25 protein-coding genes are annotated in these 19,432 nt (G+C 40.6%); 7 read left to right on the forward strand and 18 right to left on the reverse strand.

Translation table 11 applies throughout. The features are described 5' to 3' along the window. Nucleotides 1-23 precede the first annotated feature (23 nt). A complete protein-coding gene (gene can, locus BW976_RS24085; protein WP_076377357.1) occupies nt 24-686 on the forward strand; it encodes a carbonate dehydratase in 663 nt (220 codons plus the stop codon). 119 nt (nt 687-805) lie between these two features. On the opposite strand, the gene pruA is transcribed toward can, so the two are convergent. After that, a complete protein-coding gene (gene pruA / locus BW976_RS24090) occupies nt 806-2,443 on the reverse strand; it encodes an L-glutamate gamma-semialdehyde dehydrogenase (protein ID WP_076377359.1) in 1,638 nt (545 codons plus the stop codon). Nucleotides 2,444-2,606: 163 nt separating this feature from the next. On the opposite strand from pruA, the gene BW976_RS24095 reads away from it, so the two are divergent. Next, nucleotides 2,607-3,392 carry a DUF4145 domain-containing protein gene (locus BW976_RS24095; protein WP_076377361.1) on the forward strand — a complete coding sequence of 262 codons (786 nt, stop codon included), beginning with the start codon at nt 2,607-2,609 and terminating at the stop codon, nt 3,390-3,392. Between the two features lie 106 nt (nt 3,393-3,498). Further along, nucleotides 3,499-3,912 carry a GNAT family N-acetyltransferase gene (locus BW976_RS24100; RefSeq protein ID WP_076377363.1) on the forward strand — a complete coding sequence of 138 codons (414 nt, stop codon included), beginning with the start codon at nt 3,499-3,501 and terminating at the stop codon, nt 3,910-3,912. Here BW976_RS24100 and BW976_RS24105 read toward each other — a convergent pair. Next, a complete protein-coding gene (locus BW976_RS24105; RefSeq protein WP_076377365.1) occupies nt 3,902-4,768 on the reverse strand; it encodes a DUF6340 family protein in 867 nt (288 codons plus the stop codon). The two genes, BW976_RS24100 and BW976_RS24105, sit on opposite strands and share 11 nt — an antisense overlap. A 279-nt stretch (nt 4,769-5,047) precedes the next feature. On the opposite strand from BW976_RS24105, the gene BW976_RS24110 reads away from it, so the two are divergent. From BW976_RS24110 to tnpA, 3 genes are all read left to right on the forward strand, one after another. After that, entirely contained in the window at nt 5,048-6,163 is a 1,116-nt protein-coding gene (locus BW976_RS24110) for a M42 family metallopeptidase (protein ID WP_076377367.1), read from the forward strand. Nucleotides 6,164-6,261: 98 nt separating this feature from the next. Beyond that, a complete protein-coding gene (locus tag BW976_RS24115) occupies nt 6,262-7,164 on the forward strand; it encodes a nucleotidyltransferase family protein (RefSeq protein ID WP_076377369.1) in 903 nt (300 codons plus the stop codon). 108 nt (nt 7,165-7,272) lie between these two features. Next, entirely contained in the window at nt 7,273-7,734 is a 462-nt protein-coding gene (tnpA, locus tag BW976_RS24120; protein ID WP_076377371.1) for an IS200/IS605 family transposase, read from the forward strand. 295 nt (nt 7,735-8,029) lie between these two features. On the opposite strand, the gene dnaK is transcribed toward tnpA, so the two are convergent. After that, the gene (gene dnaK / locus BW976_RS24125) at nt 8,030-9,940 is read right to left on the reverse strand and encodes a molecular chaperone DnaK (RefSeq protein ID WP_076377373.1); all 1,911 of its coding nucleotides are present in this window, start codon (nt 9,938-9,940) and stop codon (nt 8,030-8,032) included. Between the two features lie 357 nt (nt 9,941-10,297). Here dnaK and BW976_RS24130 point away from each other — a divergent pair, with 357 nt between their 5' ends. Further along, a complete protein-coding gene (locus BW976_RS24130) occupies nt 10,298-10,828 on the forward strand; it encodes a GNAT family N-acetyltransferase (RefSeq protein WP_076377375.1) in 531 nt (176 codons plus the stop codon). An 83-nt stretch (nt 10,829-10,911) separates the two neighbouring features. On the opposite strand, the gene BW976_RS29555 is transcribed toward BW976_RS24130, so the two are convergent. From BW976_RS29555 to rplF, 15 genes are all read right to left on the reverse strand, one after another. Next, entirely contained in the window at nt 10,912-11,058 is a 147-nt protein-coding gene (locus tag BW976_RS29555) for a hypothetical protein (RefSeq protein ID WP_175614173.1), read from the reverse strand. Nucleotides 11,059-11,259: 201 nt separating this feature from the next. Continuing rightward, nucleotides 11,260-11,856, reverse strand: coding sequence for a 50S ribosomal protein L17 (rplQ, locus tag BW976_RS24135; RefSeq protein ID WP_076377377.1), 597 nt, complete (start codon nt 11,854-11,856; stop codon nt 11,260-11,262). Nucleotides 11,857-12,044: 188 nt separating this feature from the next. Next, entirely contained in the window at nt 12,045-13,037 is a 993-nt protein-coding gene (locus BW976_RS24140; RefSeq protein ID WP_076377379.1) for a DNA-directed RNA polymerase subunit alpha, read from the reverse strand. Between the two features lie 95 nt (nt 13,038-13,132). Continuing rightward, a complete protein-coding gene (gene rpsD / locus BW976_RS24145) occupies nt 13,133-13,741 on the reverse strand; it encodes a 30S ribosomal protein S4 (RefSeq protein WP_076377381.1) in 609 nt (202 codons plus the stop codon). A 67-nt stretch (nt 13,742-13,808) separates the two neighbouring features. Beyond that, nucleotides 13,809-14,198, reverse strand: coding sequence for a 30S ribosomal protein S11 (gene rpsK, locus BW976_RS24150; protein WP_076377383.1), 390 nt, complete (start codon nt 14,196-14,198; stop codon nt 13,809-13,811). Between the two features lie 133 nt (nt 14,199-14,331). Continuing rightward, complete coding sequence (rpsM, locus tag BW976_RS24155; protein WP_076377385.1) at nt 14,332-14,709, reverse strand: 30S ribosomal protein S13; 378 nt, start codon at nt 14,707-14,709, stop codon at nt 14,332-14,334. A gap of 73 nt (nt 14,710-14,782) precedes the next feature. Continuing rightward, a complete protein-coding gene (gene rpmJ / locus BW976_RS24160) occupies nt 14,783-14,899 on the reverse strand; it encodes a 50S ribosomal protein L36 (protein WP_074487407.1) in 117 nt (38 codons plus the stop codon). Nucleotides 14,900-14,907: 8 nt separating this feature from the next. After that, on the reverse strand, nt 14,908-15,126 hold the full coding sequence (gene infA, locus BW976_RS24165) for a translation initiation factor IF-1 (protein ID WP_022833270.1): 219 nt from the start codon (nt 15,124-15,126) through the stop codon (nt 14,908-14,910). Between the two features lie 63 nt (nt 15,127-15,189). Beyond that, the gene (gene map, locus BW976_RS24170) at nt 15,190-15,981 is read right to left on the reverse strand and encodes a type I methionyl aminopeptidase (protein ID WP_076377387.1); all 792 of its coding nucleotides are present in this window, start codon (nt 15,979-15,981) and stop codon (nt 15,190-15,192) included. Nucleotides 15,982-15,989: 8 nt separating this feature from the next. Continuing rightward, nucleotides 15,990-17,330 carry a preprotein translocase subunit SecY gene (gene secY, locus BW976_RS24175; RefSeq protein WP_076377389.1) on the reverse strand — a complete coding sequence of 447 codons (1,341 nt, stop codon included), beginning with the start codon at nt 17,328-17,330 and terminating at the stop codon, nt 15,990-15,992. Between the two features lie 6 nt (nt 17,331-17,336). Further along, complete coding sequence (rplO, locus tag BW976_RS24180; protein WP_076377391.1) at nt 17,337-17,783, reverse strand: 50S ribosomal protein L15; 447 nt, start codon at nt 17,781-17,783, stop codon at nt 17,337-17,339. 4 nt (nt 17,784-17,787) lie between these two features. After that, nucleotides 17,788-17,967: a 50S ribosomal protein L30 gene (gene rpmD, locus BW976_RS24185; protein ID WP_076377393.1), complete on the reverse strand. Its 180-nt coding sequence runs from the start codon at nt 17,965-17,967 to the stop codon at nt 17,788-17,790. A gap of 6 nt (nt 17,968-17,973) precedes the next feature. Continuing rightward, nucleotides 17,974-18,492, reverse strand: coding sequence for a 30S ribosomal protein S5 (gene rpsE, locus BW976_RS24190; protein ID WP_076377395.1), 519 nt, complete (start codon nt 18,490-18,492; stop codon nt 17,974-17,976). A 12-nt stretch (nt 18,493-18,504) separates the two neighbouring features. Beyond that, nucleotides 18,505-18,855, reverse strand: coding sequence for a 50S ribosomal protein L18 (gene rplR / locus BW976_RS24195; protein ID WP_076377397.1), 351 nt, complete (start codon nt 18,853-18,855; stop codon nt 18,505-18,507). A gap of 5 nt (nt 18,856-18,860) precedes the next feature. After that, on the reverse strand, nt 18,861-19,418 hold the full coding sequence (gene rplF / locus BW976_RS24200) for a 50S ribosomal protein L6 (RefSeq protein WP_076377399.1): 558 nt from the start codon (nt 19,416-19,418) through the stop codon (nt 18,861-18,863). Between the last annotated feature and the right edge of the window lie 14 nt (nt 19,419-19,432).

Here is a 19,432-nt window from a genome sequence, read left to right on the forward strand (position 1 = left end):
ATTAACTTTTAACATTTACACCTATGTGCGCCCAAACAAGCATTCACGACACCAGCCACATCACTTATGAAGGTTTGCTGGAAGGTAACAAGCAGTTTATTGCAAACGCCTTAGACGCTGATCCGGACTTTTTCACCAAGCTGGCCAACGGCCAAAATCCACCGGTGCTGTGGATCGGCTGTGCCGATAGCCGCGTACCGGCTAACCAGATCACCAATACTGCACCAGGCGAAATATTTGTGCATCGCAATATCGCCAACATGGTTATCCACTCCGATATGAACATGTTAAGCGTATTGGATTATGCCGTAAACGTATTGAAAGTAAAACATGTAATTGTAACCGGCCATTATGGTTGCGGTGGTGTTTTGGCCGCTATGAGCAATAAACAATACGGGCTTATTGATAACTGGCTGCGCCATATTAAAGATGTTTACCGCCTGCATGCTGATGAACTTAACGCCATCGCCGATGAGAAAGAACGCGGCGACCGCCTGGTAGAATTTAATGTGATCGAAAACGTATATAATTTATGCAAAACCACCATTGTTCAAAGCGCCTGGAAAAACGGCCAGGAACTGGGCGTACATGGCTGGGTTTACAGCCTGAGCACCGGCAAAATTGGCGACATGAACGTGAGTACCTACAACAACGAAAACATGGACAACGTGTTTAAGTTTAAATAGGAGCCCCACCCAAACCCTCCCCGGAAGGGAGGGCTTAAAAAATAAAAAGAGCGATGAGTATTAAAATTCATCGCTCTTTTATTTAAAGTCTCCCCTACCGGGGGAGATTTAGAGGGGGCTTATATTTCTTTTGCCAAAAACGGATATCTGTAATCCTTTGGTGGATCAAAAGTTTCTTTGATAGTACGCGGCGATACCCAGCGCAACAGGTTGATCATAGAACCGGCTTTGTCGTTAGTACCGGAACCTCTGGCGCCGCCAAATGGCTGCTGACCAACAACGGCTCCTGTAGGTTTGTCGTTGATATAAAAATTACCGGCAGCATTGCGCAAATGATAAGTAGCCTTTTCAATGGCATACCTGTCCTGCGATATAATAGAGCCCGTAAGCGCGTAGATAGATGTTTTGTCTACAATGTTAAGCACCTCATCAAATTTGGCGTCCTCGTACACGTAAATGGTCAATACGGGGCCAAATAGCTCCTCGCACATGGTTACATAGTACGGATCATCAACTTTTAATACGGTAGGCTCTACAAACCAGCCTGCAGTTTTATCATAGTTACCACCGGCAACTACTTCAACACCTTTATCGGCTTTGGCCGCATCAATATATTTAGCCAGTTTATCAAACGATACTTCGGTGATCACCGCATTGATGAAATTTTCAAAATCCTCAACCGGACCTATTTTAAATGAAGTGATATCGCGCTGCATATTAGCTTTTACCGCAGGCCATAACGAAGCCGGTACATAAGCGCGGGAAGCAGCAGAACACTTTTGTCCCTGGTACTCAAACGCACCACGAACCAATGCTGTACTTACCACATCAGCATTGGCGCTTGGATGGGCCAGCACAAAGTCTTTACCACCGGTTTCGCCCACAATGCGCGGATAGGTTTTGTATTTATGAATGTTGGTACCAATGGTTTGCCAGATGTTCTGGAACACTTTGGTTGATCCTGTAAAGTGGATACCGGCAAAATCGGGATGGTTAAATATCACCTCGCCTGCAACCGGGCCATCAACATAAATAAGGTTAATAACGCCATCAGGTACGCCTGCTTCTTTAAACACTTTCATGATTACGTTGGCAGCATATATTTGTGTATAAGCTGGTTTCCAAACCACTACATTACCCATCATGGCGGCAGATGCCGGCAAATTACCTGCGATAGCAGTAAAATTAAATGGTGTTAAAGCAAACACAAAACCTTCCAACGGGCGTTGCTCCACACGGTTCCAAACACCTTTGCCCGATACCGGGGGTTGTTGTTTGTAAATCTCGGTCATGTATTCTACATTGAAACGCAGAAAATCGATCAGCTCACAGGCTGAATCAATTTCGGCCTGGTAGGCATTTTTGGACTGACCAAGCATAGTTGCCGCGTTAATTTCTGCACGGTATGGACCGGCAAATAGTTCAGCAGCTTTTAAAAATATGGCGGCACGTTGTTCCCAGGCAAGGCCTTCCCAATCGGCCTTGGCAGCCAGGGCAGCTTTAATAGCAGCAGTAACGTGACTGGCATCACCTTCAGAAAAAGTAGCCAGTAAATGTTTATGATCATGCGGCGGACGGATCTCGAGCTTAGTGCCCGTACGTACTTCTTTGTCGCCGATGTACATAGGTATATCCAATTGTTGAGCGCGGGCCTCCTCTAAGGCGGCTTTAAGCGCTACACGTTCCAAACTGCGCGGGCCATAATTTAAAACAGGCTCGTTTTGCGGCGGCGGAACATTAAAAAATCCTTTAAGCATAGATGGTTATTTATATTGCCGCAAAGATACGGATTTTGCAGGGAAGGGTGAATTGAGCGAATGTCAAAAATCGGGATGGGAGCTTTAACTTAGATGCTTATCGTTTATATTGAGGATAATAATTATATTGTAAAATATTATACCTAAATCGACAACTTCAACAATGCCACTGGATAAAGAATTTTGGAAAAAATTAAGTTTTAGCGATGATAACTTTCCTGATATCATGTGTCCCGTTTGTAATAAAGGCTATTTAAAACCTATTAAAGACGGATTAATAAAAGAAGAAACTAAGGACTCAATTAATGCAAGAGATGATATTGACTGGGAACACCAGTGGATAAATTTCAGGTTTTCTCAAATATTAAAGTGTAACAGTACTAAGTGTAATGATATAATCACGTGCCTGGGCAGTAGTCATATAGAAGAGGATATGGATTATACAGGCCAGTATTGGAAATCAACATATAATGAATATTACGAGCCGCTATATTTCTATCCAAGTTTGCATATTATCAACATAGGTTCAAATTATCCAAAAGAATTATCAAATGAATTAATAACTTCATTTTCTCATTTTTTTTCTGATTTAGCATCCTGCGCAAATAAATTAAGAGTCTGTGTCGAAATATTAATGGATGAATTAAGGATTAACAAAACAGAATTAAAATCCGGCAAAAGAAGAGGGCTAACCTTACATTCAAGAATATTAAAATATAAAACAGTAAATGCGGACGTTGCAGATTATCTATTAGCAATTAAATGGATAGGTAATTCGGGTAGTCATTTTGACGATTTAGATAAAGCTGATATACTTGATGCATATCAATTACTTGATTTCAGTCTAAAAAAAATATATGATAATGAAACAAGAGAAATAAAAAAGCTGACTAAAGAAATAAATAAAAAAAGAGCCCCTCGTTCTAAAGGCAAAGGAAAAGCTAATTAGCCTATTTAAAATTAAAGGAAAAATATAAATCAAAAAAGTACTTTCCGTACCTTTGTCATAGATAAAAGTAACAAGGCTTCTCCGCTCGCGACAGCTGTACCCCCCTATGATCCACATAGAACAAATACGCCCCGAACTCACCTGGCGCTTACGCCGGCAGGTGCTTTACCCCGAACAAATGCTGCACGAAATGGAAATGGAGGAAGACAATCACGCTCTGCATTTTGCCGCTTTTCTGGACAATAATGTGGTAGGCGTGATCTCCCTGTTTGCCAAAGGCGATGATTATCAGTTTCGCAAGTTCGCGGTGGATGAATCGGTGCAGGGCAAGGGTATTGGCAAACAAATGCTGGCTTATGTTACAGATTTTGCCCGCACTAACGGCGCAAAAAGATTATGGTGCAACGCCCGGGTAACGGCCATCAGCTTTTACATCAATGCGGGATTCCAGCATACCGGGCAACTATTTACCCGGCATGGTTTTGATTACGAGATACTCGAAAAAGACCTTACTCTTTAATCAGTGCTGCAATAAGCGTTGTAGCATAATCATTTTGCTGTTTCTGGTTGGATAACTTGGCCAGATCAAGCGCTTCATCAATATCACCCTGAGCTTCATAAACTACCGCCAGGTTATAAGCTGCCCTGCTGGCTTGTTTGGGATCGGGGCCATCAATAATAGGGTTAAGTACTTTAAAGGCAACATCAAACCGCCCTGCCAGTATTTGCCGTACAGATAATGCCAGTTGGTCGCTTTGGTTATAAAGCGGCCTGTAATTGGTAATGGTATATGGTAAATAATCTTTCAGTGCATCAAGTGCAGCGTTGCGGGCCGCACCATCAATAGAATAGCCAAACCGGCCATCCTGCGGCTCTGTAGCTATTCCTTTAAACTTTTTAAAGAAGATACCGTTACTTTCATGTAAAGTAAAAGCCACCGTAGCCTTAGTGCTGTAATAGGCTATCTGGGCATTACCATCATACTGTACATTATCTAGTACGAGGCCCGCATTAAAGGCATCAAGCGTTAAAACATAATTGGCTTTATACTTGGCAGCCAGATGCTTTACAGAATCTTTATTGGCACTAAATGATACGGAATCTACAATACTGGAAATTTTAACACCAGGTAGTAATTTCAGTTCTTTTTCGGCCCCGGTTATAGCGCTGTAAGCCGCGGCCTTAAGGGCCATAATCTTACGCTTGTTCATACGGGTTGAATCAAAAACAACATGGTTAACTACCAGGATACGGGCGGTATCAGTTCTGAATACCAGCTTTGGGGCATAATCAACAGGTACGGTGGCATATTGCACCACATTACATGAGGTTAACCCGGCTATAAATAATATACAAATTAGCTTTAACAGTTTCACGGCGTGGGGTAAATTATAGATGGATGTAAAATTAAGAAACTACAATGAATTTGAAATGAATATTAATGTGGCATTAATGTAAAAACTACAGTTAATCACAACTAATTAATCAAGTGCCTTAAATTTTACATATTTCCAAAAAAAACGCTAATGCTCTAACATTAGTATTAAATTAATAATAAAAAGGTGTTTTTATTTCCAATGTGGCAGGGTATTTTAGGCCTTTAACATCAACTTTGTTATATTTGCTTATTACTAAAAAATAGTTTGCAAAAAAATATGGCTAAAAAAAAATCAGATGCCTCAACGCATACTCCCATCGTAAACAAAACTTCCCTTTCATTTTTTGAAAAATACATAAACAACCCTTCGCCTACCGGTTTTGAGTGGAAAGGCCAGGAACTATGGCTCGACTATCTGAAACCATACATCGATACCCATTATGTAGATAATTACGGTACCGCAGTAGGTATTATCAACCCTAAGGCCGACTATAAAGTAGTTATTGAAGCCCATGCCGATGAGATATCATGGTTTGTAAATTACATTACTAACGACGGTTTAATCTATGTGATCCGCAATGGCGGCTCAGACCACCAGATAGCCCCATCAAAAAGGGTAAACATACATACCGATAAGGGTGTTGTGAAGGCGGTTTTCGGCTGGCCGGCTATCCATACCCGCTTAGGCGGCGATAAGGAAGAAGCGCCAACCTTAAAAAACATTTTCCTGGATTGTGGTTGTACTTCAAAAGAGGAAGTAGAGAAACTCGGCATCCATGTAGGTTGTGTAATTACTTATGAGGATGAATTTATGATCCTGAACGACCGTTATTATGTTGGTCGGGCCTTGGATAACCGTGCAGGCGGCTTTATGATAGCAGAGGTTGCCCGTTTATTAAAAGAGAATAAAGTAAAACTCCCTTTCGGTTTGTATATCGTAAATGCGGTACAGGAAGAAATAGGTTTACGCGGCGCTGAAATGATAGCCAGTAAAATAGAACCCGATGTAGCTATTGTAACCGACGTTACACATGATACACAAACGCCCATGATCAACAAAATAACCCAGGGTGATTTGGCTTGCGGTAAAGGTCCGGTGGTATCATATGCGCCTGCGATTCAAAATAATTTTAACAAGTTGCTTATTGAAACAGCCCAAAAAGCTAATATCCCTTTTCAGCGGCAGGCCTCATCACGTTCAACCGGTACCGATACCGATGCATTCGCTTATTCAAATGAAGGTGTACCTTCGGTATTAATATCTTTACCGCTAAGATACATGCATACCACTGTTGAAATGATCCATAAAGAAGACGTAGATAATGTGATACGCCTTATTTATGAATTATTATTGAATATCAAAGCCGGTCAGGATTTTAGATATATCAAATAATTAATGCTTTTTTTAAAACAATTTGAATAATAGATTGATTTCACTATAAAAATTATGCAAAGGCATATAGTTATTTCAAAATACCCCAACGTATATCTATGAAACCAACACTTCTGATCTTGGCCGCAGGAATGGCCAGCCGTTATGGCAGTATGAAACAAGTTGACGGCTTTGGACCCAACGGAGAAACTATTATCGACTATTCCATTTACGATGCCATCAAAGCAGGTTTTGGTAAGGTTAGCTTTATTATCCGTGAAGAGTTTGCCGATAATTTTAAAGCCATCTTTGAACCTAAACTTAAAGGCCGTATCGAAACTGATTATGTTTTTCAGAGTTTTGATTTAACCCCCTTTGGTATCGATAAAACCATTGAACGCGCCAAACCATGGGGTACGGCACATGCAGTACTTGCTGCCCGCAATCAGATCAATGAGCCTTTTTGCGTGATCAATGCCGACGACTTTTACGGTTATGACTCCTTCGAGAAAATGGCCAAATTTTTAACCACTGAAGTAACTGATGATACCTATTCGCTGATTGGTTACCAAATTGACAGGACCTTGTCTGATTATGGTTCTGTATCTCGCGGTGTTTGTAAAGTTAATGAAGAAGGCAACATGGTGGAGATCAATGAGCGCACCGAGGTTTATTTTAAAGAAGACGGCAGCGTAGCTTACAAAGACGCTACCGGCGAACACGCCTTATCAAGCGATACCCGTGTATCTATGAATTTCTGGGGCTTCACTCCTGCCGTATTCGCACAAAGCGAAAATATGTTCAAAAAGTTTGTTGATGCCAATGAGCACAATCCAAAATCAGAGTTCTTTATCCCTTTGGTTGCCGATGGATTAATTAAATCAGGCACTGCTTCATTCAAAGTTATCCCTACCGGTTCAAAATGGTTTGGTGTAACTTACAAAGAGGATAAACCTATTGTACAAAAAAGCATATCAGAGCTGGTGAACAACGGCACCTACCCTTCAACACTCTGGGATTAATTATCCCTTTCTAATAATTTAAAATCCCGCCATTGTGCGGGATTTTTTGTTTTCTCATGTGTTGAATATTAGAAGAAACAAGCTAATTTTAAGTTTCTTAAAATAGTTATGGCAAACACTTTCTCACAAATTTATCTACAGTTTGTTTTTGCAGTTAAGGGCAGGCAGAATCTTATATCAAATGATAATAAAAAAGAATTACATAAATATATTACTGCCCTTATTCAAAATCGAAAGGTAAAGCTGTTAGCTATAAACTGTATGCCTGATCATGTCCACATTTTTGTAGGATTCAAACCAACCATCTTAATTTCAGATTTTGTTAAAGAGATCAAGGTTGAAAGTAACGATTTTATCAATAGTAAAAATTGGATAAAAGGTAAATTCAGCTGGCAGGAAGGCTATGGCGTATTCTCCTATTCGCATTCACATATCGATGCTGTGATACGATATGTACTTAACCAGGAAATCCATCATCAGAAAAAAACATTCAGACAAGAGTACCTAGAATTGTTAAAAAAGTTTGAAATTCCTTTTGAAGCTGAGTATTTATTTGATTTTATTGAATAGATGAATTAAGGAGGCTCCGCTGGAGCCAAACTCGTCGAATGGCAATTTGCTATAAACACGATGCTCCTCCGGAGCGTTTTCAAAATTCTGTTTACAGGCGAGATTCAATAAAGACACCGTGTTTATAATAAAGAGGAATATATTTGAAAACGCTCCGGAGGAGCATCGTGTTTATAGCCAAACTAAAAAAAAAATTGGCTCCATAGGAGCCCCCTATATATAATTAAGCTTTATACCAACAAAAAGCCCGGTTCAGGAAATCCTGACCGGGCTTTTTAATTAAACAACACCTAAATTATTTTGTATCGTCTTTTACTTCTTCAAAGTCAACATCGGTTACGGTATCGCCATGATCCTGAGGACCTGCGCCTGGAGCACCTTCTGCACCTGGCTGACCACCTTCGGCAGAGGCTTTGTACATCTCTTCAGATGCAGTAGCCCATGCAGCGTTCAGTTCGGTTTGAGCAGTTTCTATAGCGGCAAAATCTTTAGCGGCGTAAGCTTCTTTCAACTTAGCTAAACCAGCTTCGATAGGACCTTTTTTATCAGCACCAATTTTATCACCGTACTCTTTCAATTGTTTTTCTGTCGAGAAGATCAGCGCATCAGCACCGTTCAGTTTTTCAACTTCTTCTTTTGCTTTCTGATCAGATTCGGCGTTAGCTTCAGCTTCGTCCTTCATCTTTTTGATCTCGGCATCAGTTAAACCTGATGAAGCTTCGATACGGATCTTTTGTTCTTTACCGGTTGCTTTATCTTTAGCAGATACGTGCAATATACCGTTTGCGTCAATGTCAAAAGTTACTTCAACCTGAGGCACACCGCGAGGTGCTGGTGGTATACCATCCAGGTGGAAACGGCCTATCGTACGGTTACCCGCAGCCATTGGGCGCTCACCTTGTAGTATGTGGATCTCAACAGACGGCTGGCTATCAGACGCGGTTGAAAATGTTTCAGATTTTTTGGTTGGGATAGTTGTGTTCGACTCAATCAATTTGGTCATTACACCACCCATAGTTTCGATACCTAATGAAAGCGGGGTAACATCTAACAACAACACATCTTTAACTTCACCGGTTAATACACCACCTTGAATAGCAGCACCAATAGCTACAACTTCATCAGGGTTAACACCTTTTGAAGGCGCTTTACCAAAGAATTTTTCAACAGCTTCCTGTATAGCAGGGATACGGGTTGAACCACCTACCAGGATAACTTCGTCGATATCTGAAGTGCTGTAACCAGCATTTTTCAAAGCGGTTTTACAGGGGTCAATAGTGCGTTTGATCAAACTATCTGCCAGTTGCTCAAATTTAGCACGGGTTAAAGTTTTAACCAAGTGCTTTGGCAGGCCATCAACAGCAGTGATGTATGGTAAGTTAATTTCTGTTTGTGCAGAACTTGATAACTCAATTTTAGCTTTCTCGGCAGATTCTTTTAAACGTTGCAAAGCCATTGGATCTTTACGCAGATCAATACCTTCGTCGCTTTTAAATTCGTCGGCTAACCAGTCAATAATTACCTGGTCAAAGTCGTCACCACCTAAGTGAGTATCACCATCGGTTGATTTTACTTCAAATACACCGTCACCCAATTCCAGGATAGATACGTCATGAGTACCACCACCGCAGTCAAATACCGCGATTTTCATATCCTTGTGCGCTTTATCAAAGCCATAAGCTAAGGCAGCAGCAGTAGGTTCGTTAATGATACGACGAACTTTTAAACCTGCAATTTCGCCGGCTTCTTTAGTAGCCTGACGCTGAGCATCGTTAAAGTAAGCCGGTACGGTAATAACCGCTTCGGTCACTTCGGTACCCAAAAAGTCTTCAGCAGTTTTCTTCATTTTCTGAAGGATCATCGCTGAGATCTCTTGCGGAGTGTATTTACGGTCACCAATTTCAACACGTGGGGTGTTGTTATCGCCTTTTACTACCTTGTATGGTACGCGGGCAGCTTCGTTTGTAACTTCGTTAAACTGGTTACCCATAAAGCGTTTGATTGACGATATGGTTTTTGTAGGATTGGTGATGGCCTGACGTTTTGCAGGGTCGCCAACTTTACGCTCGCCGTTGTCAATAAAAGCTACTACGGACGGCGTAGTACGTTTTCCCTCGCTGTTAGCAATAACTACAGGCTCATTACCTTCCATTACAGCTACGCAGGAGTTTGTTGTTCCTAAGTCGATTCCAATTATTTTAGACATATGATTGTTTTACTTGATTTAATATTTTACTAACTACAGCTATTTATCAACGTTTGTGCCAAGAGCTATTTGGCAGTATATATAGTCAGGATGACAAATATTGCGTCAGAAATGCTATACACATTGGTGACAGGTTGGCAGAATTTATAGTTTAAGACAGAAAGCTTAAAGCTCAAAGCCGTTCTGAAATTTTAATTCTATTTTTGCCACATTAAATAAACGCCTCTGTTAATTAACACATCCAACCGGCACATTACACTGCCTGGAATTGCATAACAAAAGCTTGGTATACCAGGCTTGACATTCACTTTAAAAAAAGAGAACAGTTTTTCTATTGTTATTTAATTCCACAATTACATGTTTTTTATCGAATCGGAACGGTTACGACTAATACCGTTAACACACGAACAATTACAATTAATACAAGCTGACAGGCAAACCATGGAGCTATCCCTGGGCCTAAATCCATCATCCATGTTAATAGATCCTCTTTATCAGCACGAAATAGATGATGCCATGATCAATTTCTGGCTTCCCAAAACACTGGAGCATGCGGAGCAATACCAATGGTACACCAGCTGGGAAATTATCCTGAAAAGCACCAATACCGTCATAGGGGGAATGGGCTTTGGCGGCGAGCCCAATGAAAAAGGTGAGGTGGAAACCGGTTATATGATTGATGGTACCCACCACAACAAAGGATACGCCACCGAGGCCTTGAAAAGCATCATACAATGGGCCTTTGGCCATGAGAAAGTGCAGGCTATAACTGTACGTACCTATGCCGATAATCTGCCTTCCAGAAAAATGATGGACAAGTGCGGATTTGCGCTTGTGGATGATACCGACAGGTTGTTGACCTATAGGTTGAAGAGGCCAACTTCTTGAATCTTCTTTTTGATATTTAATGAGGTCCATAAATCACCATTACCAGGAAATCAGGTAATGGTGATTTAACTGCTTTGTTTATATTAATTTAAGCAATTATCTAAAGAGGTTACGCAAAGGGTAGAAACCGGACAGGTATACAGCCCGTGGCAACATCCTTGTGTCCAATACTTTCCACTTCCCCCGGCTATAGAACATCCAATACCGATACCGCCTTTAATTTGTTTCATTTCTTCTCTCTTAATAGGTTTTCCAAAATTGGTTTTCATTCTCTCTTTAATTTAGTTTTTGGCTCTGGTTTTATTGTAAGGTACAAAGCTCACTACCTAACTTAAATCAAGTTAGTGATAAACGTTTTGACTATCAACTATAACCAACAAAAAAGGCCCTGCTCAAATGAGCAGGGCCTTTTTATATTAAGGGATTTAAAATTATTCTCCTTTTTCAGCGTTTTCTTCTGCTTCTGGAGTTGCAGGAGCTTCAGCAGCTGGAGTTTCAGTAGCTTCTGCAACTGGTGCTTCTGCTTTAACTTCTTCAACAACTTTAGCCTCTTCAACAGGAGCAGCAGTTTCTTTAGCAGCTGGTGTTGCTGTTTTAGCTTTTGCTGTAGAACCACCACGACGACGAGTTGATTTTTTAGCTGCAGCCGCAGTATCTACACCGTAAACAGTGTTGTAGTCTACTAATTCGATGATGGCCATTTCAGCGTTATCGCCTAAACGATTCTCTAACTTCACGATACGGGTGTAACCACCTGGGCGGGTAGCAATTTTCTCAGCAATTTCGCGGAACAGGATAGTAACCGCGTCTTTGTCTTGTAAATAGCTAAACACTGTACGACGAGAGTGAGTAGTATCGTTTTTTGATTTTGTTAAAAGTGGCTCAACATAACCGCGTAAAACTTTTGCTTTCGCTAATGTTGTAGTGATACGCTTGTGTAAAATAAGCGAAGTTGCCATGTTAGCCAGCATCGCTTTGCGGTGACTGGTAGTACGGCCTAAGTGATTGTTTTTGTTTCCGTGTCTCATTGTTATTAAATTATTTCACGTGCATACCGTCCGGCGATAAGATCAAGCCTTCGGAATTATGCCTTCGCTAATTAGATTATAGTACTGAGATGTGAGATTTGAGATTTTTCTCTCGGCTTACATCTTTTAATTATATTTAAAAGTCAGATATGAAATTTTCTCAAATCTCATATCTAACATCTCAAATCTTATTCTTCGTCTAACTTAAATTTAGACAGGTTCATACCAAAAGATAAGCCTTTTGATTTAACCAGATCCTGAATTTCAGTTAATGACTTTTTACCAAAGTTTCTGAATTTTAACATATCAGCAACATCATATGATACTAAGTCAGCCAGGCTGCGGATGTCGGCAGCTTTTAAGCAGTTTAATGCGCGTACAGAAAGGTCAAGATCAACCAATTCAGTTTTCAGGATCTTGCGCATGTGCAGAATCTCTTCGTCAACTTCTTTAGTTTCTTCTTTAGCTTGTGCTTCCAACATCATGTTCTCATCGCTGAACAGCATAAAGTGCTGGATCAGGATTTTGGCTGCTTCTTTTAACGCGTCTTCCGGATGAATTGATCCATCGGTAGCAATATCCAGAACTAATTTTTCATAGTCAGTCTTTTGCTCAACACGATAGTTTTCAATAGTATATTTTACGTTTTTAATAGGCGTAAAGATGGAATCGATGGCTATTACCCCTACGTTCGCATCCGGATTCTTATTCTCTTCGCTTGGTACATAACCACGGCCTTTCCCTACAGTAAGCTCAATTTCAAGCGTTACTGATGAGTCCATGTTACAGATAACCAGATCAGGGTTTAAAACAGTAAAGTTATTAGAGAATTTAGTAACATCTCCGGCTTTAAAAGCGTCCTGGCCATTTATGATAACGAATACCTTTTCAGTATCACCAGATTCGCCTGTTTTTTTGAAACGAACTTGCTTCAGGTTCAGAATGATCTCGGTTACGTCTTCAACAACACCTTTGATGGTTGAAAACTCATGCGTAACTCCTGAAAAACGAACAGAAGTGATGGCAAAACCTTCAAGTGATGAAAGTAAGATACGACGAAGAGCATTACCAATGGTTATACCGAAGCCTGGTTCTAACGGACGAAACTCAAACGTACCATCGAAATCATTTGCTTTCTGCATGATAACCTTGTCTGGTTTTTGAAATGCTAAAATTGCCATTTATATCCTTTATTTATTGTTTACTAATTGAATTGATTTAAACCACGAAAATGATTGACATAAAATGCCAACCATCCCATGGATAATTATCGTTATTATTTTGAGTACAACTCGACGATTAGGTTTTCTTTGATGTTCTCAGGTATCTCGTCGCGGTTAGGATAGTTTAGGAATTTACCTGTTAAGGCGTTAGCATCCCATTCTAACCAGCTGTATTTATTGATTCTTCTTCCGGCTACTGATGTAGTGATTGCTTCTAATGATTTAGATTTTTCACGTACAGAAATCACGTCACCTGCTTTTAAAGCATATGAAGCAATGTTTACCACAGCGCCATTAACATTAATGTGTTTGTGATTAACCAACTGACGGGCCGCAGAACGTGTAGGAGCAATACCTAAACGGTAAACAGCATTATCTAAACGTGCTTCTAAGAATTTCAGCAGGTTTTCACCTGTGATACCCTCTTTAGCTGATGCGCGGTGAAACAAGTTTTCGAACTGACGCTCTAATACACCGTAAGTGTATTTTACTTTTTGTTTCTCCTGTAACTGAGTTGAATACTCAGATTGTTTTCCTCTTCTTTTTGAGGCACCGTGCATTCCCGGTGGATAATTTTTACGTTCTAACGCTTTATCCGGGCCGAAGATCGGCTCGCGGAAACGACGTGCAATTTTGGACTTTGGTCCTGTATATCTAGCCATTTTTGTGTGTTCTTAAAGTATCAAGCAGCCTGTAGCTGCCGAATCTTAGCTTTAAAAAATTTGTTAATTAAACTCTTCTTCTTTTTGAAGGACGACAACCGTTGTGCGGAAGCGGTGTGATATCTTTGATAGTTGTAACTTCAATACCTGCAGTTTGCAAAGTACGGATAGCTGACTCACGGCCTGCACCCGGACCTTTTACAAATACTTCAACTTTACGCAAGCCAAGGTCATAAGCTACTTTACCGCAATCAGCGGCAGCTTGTCCGGCAGCATAAGGGGTGTTCTTTTTTGAACCTTTAAAACCCATTTTACCTGCAGATGACCATGATACAGCCTGACCGGTTTTGTTGGTAAGGGTGATGATGATATTATTAAAAGTCGCATTGATGTGTGCTTCGCCTACGGGCTCAACAATTACAACGCGCTTTTTGGTTACTTTTTTGCTCTTAGCCATTTTTTTAATTTTTGAACTAATGAATTACTGAATTATCAAATAACCCGGACCCATTAATTATATTTTCAAATGAGGTAATCCTAATGAATTGTTAAGCGACAAAAACTCACCGCTCTCCAATCACTATTCAATATTATTTAGTAGCTTTTTTCTTGTTAGCAACTGTTTTACGTTTTCCTTTACGGGTACGTGAGTTATTTTTAGTACGCTGACCACGTAATGGTAAACCTTTACGGTGACGTGTACCGCGGTAACAACCAATATCCATCAAACGTTTAATGTTAAGTTGCACTTCTGAACGTAATGCACCTTCCACTTTGATCTGATCGTTGATAATTCCACGAATCGAGGCTAATTGCTCATCGGTCCAATCTTGTACTTTTGTATTAAAATCAATACCAGCTTCAGTCAAAATCTTTTGAGCTGTTGAGCGGCCTATACCGAAAATGTAAGTAAGTCCGATTTCTCCTCTTTTGTTTTTCGGTAAATCTATACCTGAAATCCTTGCCATATTTATTGTTTGTTTTTTAAATGATAACCGAACGGCGGGCCACCGTTGTACGAATTATCACAGTTTTTTTTAATTATCCCTGACGCTGTTTGTATTTAGGATTCTTTTTGTTAATAACATAAAGTTTCCCGTTACGGCGAATGATCTTGCAATCAGCGCTGCGTTTTTTAATGGATGCTCTAACTTTCATCTCTTTGTTTATTTATATCTATAAGTTATTCTACCCTTTGTTAAATCGTACGGACTCATTTCTAATTTCACTCTGTCGCCAGGTAAAATTTTAATATAGTGCATACGCATCTTGCCGGAAATATGTGCAATAATCTCATGACCATTTTCCAGTTCAACCCTGAACATTGCATTTGACAATGCTTCCCTAATTGTACCGTCTTGCTCAATCGAAGATTGTTTAGCCATATTTTGTTGATTATTACTTAATTATCCGCCCTAAAACCGGGATGCAAAATTAATAAAATTTATTTAATTATTATTCTTTTCTTTCAAAACATTTTCAACATACTCAAACGTTGATAAAATGTCTGGTTTACCTTTACCTATAGCTACCGTATGCTCATAATGGGCCGATGGCTTTTTATCAACAGTTGAAACTGTCCATCCATCATCCCAAAACTTAACACCTGCACGGCCCGCGTTAATCATAGGCTCAATAGCAATCACCATTCCTTCTTCCAGTTTGATGCCTGCTCCGCGCTTGCCATAGTTAGGCACTTCGGGTTTTTCGTGCAGCTTAACGCCTACGCCATGCCCCACAAGCTCTTTTACTACGCCAAAGCCATTCTTCTCTGCATGTTCCTGTATCGCATAACCGATATCGCCTATGCGCATACCAACCACGGCCTTCGCAACACCCAGGTCAAGACACTCTTTGGTTACCCGCATAAGTTTCTTAACGGTATCGCTTACCTCGCCGATGGCGAAAGTATATGCCGAATCACCCACAAAGCCATTTAAGGTAGCCCCGCAGTCCACAGATACCAGATCTCCTTCAATCAGGGTATAGTTTCCTGGGAAACCATGTACCACCTGATCATTCAGTGATATACAAAGAGAGTATGGAAAACCGCCGTAGTTTAAAAAAGTAGGGACTCCGCCGTTGTCGCGTATAAAGGTTTCAGCAAGTCTGTCGAGTTCAATAGTTGTAACACCAGGTCCAATCACTTTGGCAACCTCCGCGTGTGTGCGGGATACCAGTAGGGCGCTTTCCCTGATGAGTTCTATTTCTTCGGCAGACTTGTAAAGAATTTTTGACATGCTTTAAATTAGATAACCGTCGGACTTGTTCCGGCAGCAGCAGGCATTGCTGTACGCCCTTTAATTCGTCCGGTTTTCATTAAACCATCATAATGACGCATCAACAGGTGACTTTCAATTTGTTGCAGGGTATCTAAAACTACACCTACCAGGATGATCAGTGAAGTACCACCAAAGAATCTTGCGAAGATTGGAGATACGCCAACTAAACTGGCAATAGCCGGGATAATGGCTATAATAGCCAGGAATATTGATCCCGGTAAAGTTATTTTTGATATTACACCGTCAATAAAATCGGCAGTTGATTTGCCTGGTTTAATGCCTGGTATAAAGCCACCGTTCTTTTTCATATCATCTGCCATCTGGTTAGGATTAACCGTAATAGCTGTATAGAAATAAGTGAACAGGATGATCAGGATACCAAACACCGTGTTATGCTGCCATGAGTTGGAGTTCGACATTGCAATCAGGATACCGTTTGATGCTGCCTTCGGAAAAAATTGCTGTACCGTTGCTGGAATAAACATCAGGGCCTGGGCAAATATAATAGGCATTACACCGGCAGCATTTACCTTTAAAGGTATATACTGGCGTACACCGCCATATTGCTTGTTACCTACTATACGTTTAGCATATTGTACCGCAATTTTGCGTGTACCCTGTACTATCAATATAGTGAACATAACCACACCTATCAGTGCAACAATTTCAACAATGAAAGTTACCAATCCACCTGTACCACTGGTACGGGAGCTAAACTCTGTTATAAACGCGCCTGGCAATTGGGCAATAATACCCACCATGATAATTAACGATATACCGTTACCGATACCTTTATCAGTAATTTTTTCGCCCAGCCACATTACAAATAATGTGCCTGCGGTTAAAACCACTGTAGTTAATAAGGTAAACAATGGATCGCTGATTAAACGTGCATCAGGACCAATTTGTGAACGTACATAACCGATAGCCTGCAATGCAGTAATACCGATGGTTAGGTAGCGTGTCCACTGGTTAAGTTTGTTACGCCCGCTTTCACCTTCCTTTTGAAGTTTGGTAAAATAAGGTACAGCAATACCCAGCAGTTGCACCACAATTGAAGCCGAAATGTAAGGCATTACACCTAAGGCGAAAATAGAGGCACGTGAAAACGAGCCTCCTGCAAACATATTCAACAATCCTACTAATCCTTCTGCTTTTTGGTTTGCGAATGACGCACCGTTCACGCCAGGCAACACTACAAATGAGCCTACGCGATATATTAAAAGAAATAAGAGTGTGTTTATAATACGCACTCTCAGATCTTCGATTTTCCAGATATTGGATAATGTGGTGAAAAATTTCTTCATTGAAACTTACAACTTAACTATGGTACCACCAGCTGCTTCGATCGCTTTTTGCGCCGTTGCAGTAAATGCATGTGCTTTAACTTCCAATTTGGCTTTCAGTTCGCCACGGCCCAGGATTTTTACCAGGTCGTTACGTGAAACCAAACCATGTTCTTTCAGGGTATCGAAATCAACTGCTGCCAATGAGAATTTCTCAACTAAGCCTTGCAGTACATCCAAATTAACACCTGTGTATTCCACACGGTTAGGGTTTTTGAAACCAACCTTAGGTACACGACGTTGCAAAGGCATTTGACCGCCTTCAAAACCTACCTTAGTGCTGGTACCTGAACGTGAACCGGCGCCTTTATGGCCACGGGTTGACGTACCGCCACGGCCAGAACCTGTACCACGGCCAATTCTTTTTCTATTTTTAGTAGAACCTTCTGCAGGTTTTAGATTACTTAAATTCATGATATTAAATGTTTTCTACCGCTACCAGGTGATTAACTTTTCTAACCATCCCAATTATAGCAGGTGTAGCTTCAACTTCCACACTGTGGTTAATTTTACGTAAGCCTAAAGCTTCGACTGTCTTTTTTTGGCGTTCACTTCTGTCGATCACGCTCTTAATCTGAGTTATTTTGATTTTGGCCATGACTGATTATCCGTTAAATACTTTACCTAAACTAACGCCACGTTGCTGAGCTACAGTATGTGCATCGCGTAATTGCGCTAATGCCGATACAGTTGCTTTTACCACGTTGTGCGGATTTGATGAACCTTTTGATTTTGCCAGTACGTTGTGGATACCTGCCGATTCTAATACGGCACGCATTGCACCACCTGCAATAACACCGGTACCATTTGCTGCTGGTTTAATGAAAACAAAACCGCCAGAAAATTTACCAATTTGCTCGTGAGGTATAGTTCCGTTTAAGATAGGAACTTTTACCAGGTTCTTTTTAGCATCATCAATGCCTTTTGCAATAGCTTCGGTAACCTCTTTGGCTTTACCTAAGCCGTAACCTACAACACCGTTCTCGTCACCTACTACCACAATGGCAGAGAAACTGAATGTACGGCCACCTTTAGTTACTTTGGCAACGCGTTGTATGCTTACCAAGCGGTCTTTTAATTCGATCTCGCTTGTTTTTACTCTTTTTATGTTGATTGTTGACATTTCTCTTTTCGATTAAAAGTTTAAACCACCTTCACGTGCACCTTCGGCCAGTGATTTAACACGACCATGGTACAAATAACCGTTCCTGTCGAAAACCACATCTTTGATACCTGCTGCAATAGCTTTCTGAGCTACCAGTTTGCCTACGGCTACTGATTGTTCTGATTTAGTGCCATCTGCTGCAAAATCTTTTGATAAAGATGAAGCCGATACGATAGTTTTACCGGTTAAATCGTCAATGATCTGCGCGTAAATTCCTTTGTTACTTCTGTAAACTGACAGGCGAGGACGCTCTGTTGATCCTGAAAGGCGTTTTCTGATGCCTTTTTTAATCCTGTCTCTTCTTGATAATTTAGCTCCCATGACGATTATTTTTTAGATGCTGATTTACCTGCTTTTCTTCTCAATACTTCGCCTACAAACTTGATACCTTTACCTTTGTATGGTTCTGGTGCACGTAACGAACGTATTTTTGCCGCTACCTGACCGATCAATTGTTTATCGATAGATTCCAGGATGATGGTTGGGTTTTTACCCTTCTCAGCAGTGGTTGTAACTTTAATTTCTTTTGGTAATTCAAATACATAGTGGTGAGAGTAACCCAGCACTAAATCTAAAGTATTACCTGTATTGGTAGCACGGTAACCTACACCTACTAATTCCTGCTCCACTTTGTAACCAGTGGTTACACCTACTACCATGTTATTTAAAAGCGCACGGTATAAACCATGTAATGCTTTATGACGTTTTTGTTCAGACGGGCGTTGAACTAACAAATTGCCGTCTTCCTGTGCAATGGTGATATCGCTATCAACCGCTTGCTGCAACTCACCTTTAGGGCCTTTTACAGTAACAACATTTTCTGCTGATACGGTAACGGCAACTCCCTGAGGTAGTGCTATCGGTGCTTTTCCTACTCTTGACATTGCTTAATTTCTCC

The sequence above is a fragment of the Mucilaginibacter lappiensis genome, from assembly GCF_900155965.1.
Lineage (GTDB): Bacteria > Bacteroidota > Bacteroidia > Sphingobacteriales > Sphingobacteriaceae > Mucilaginibacter > Mucilaginibacter lappiensis.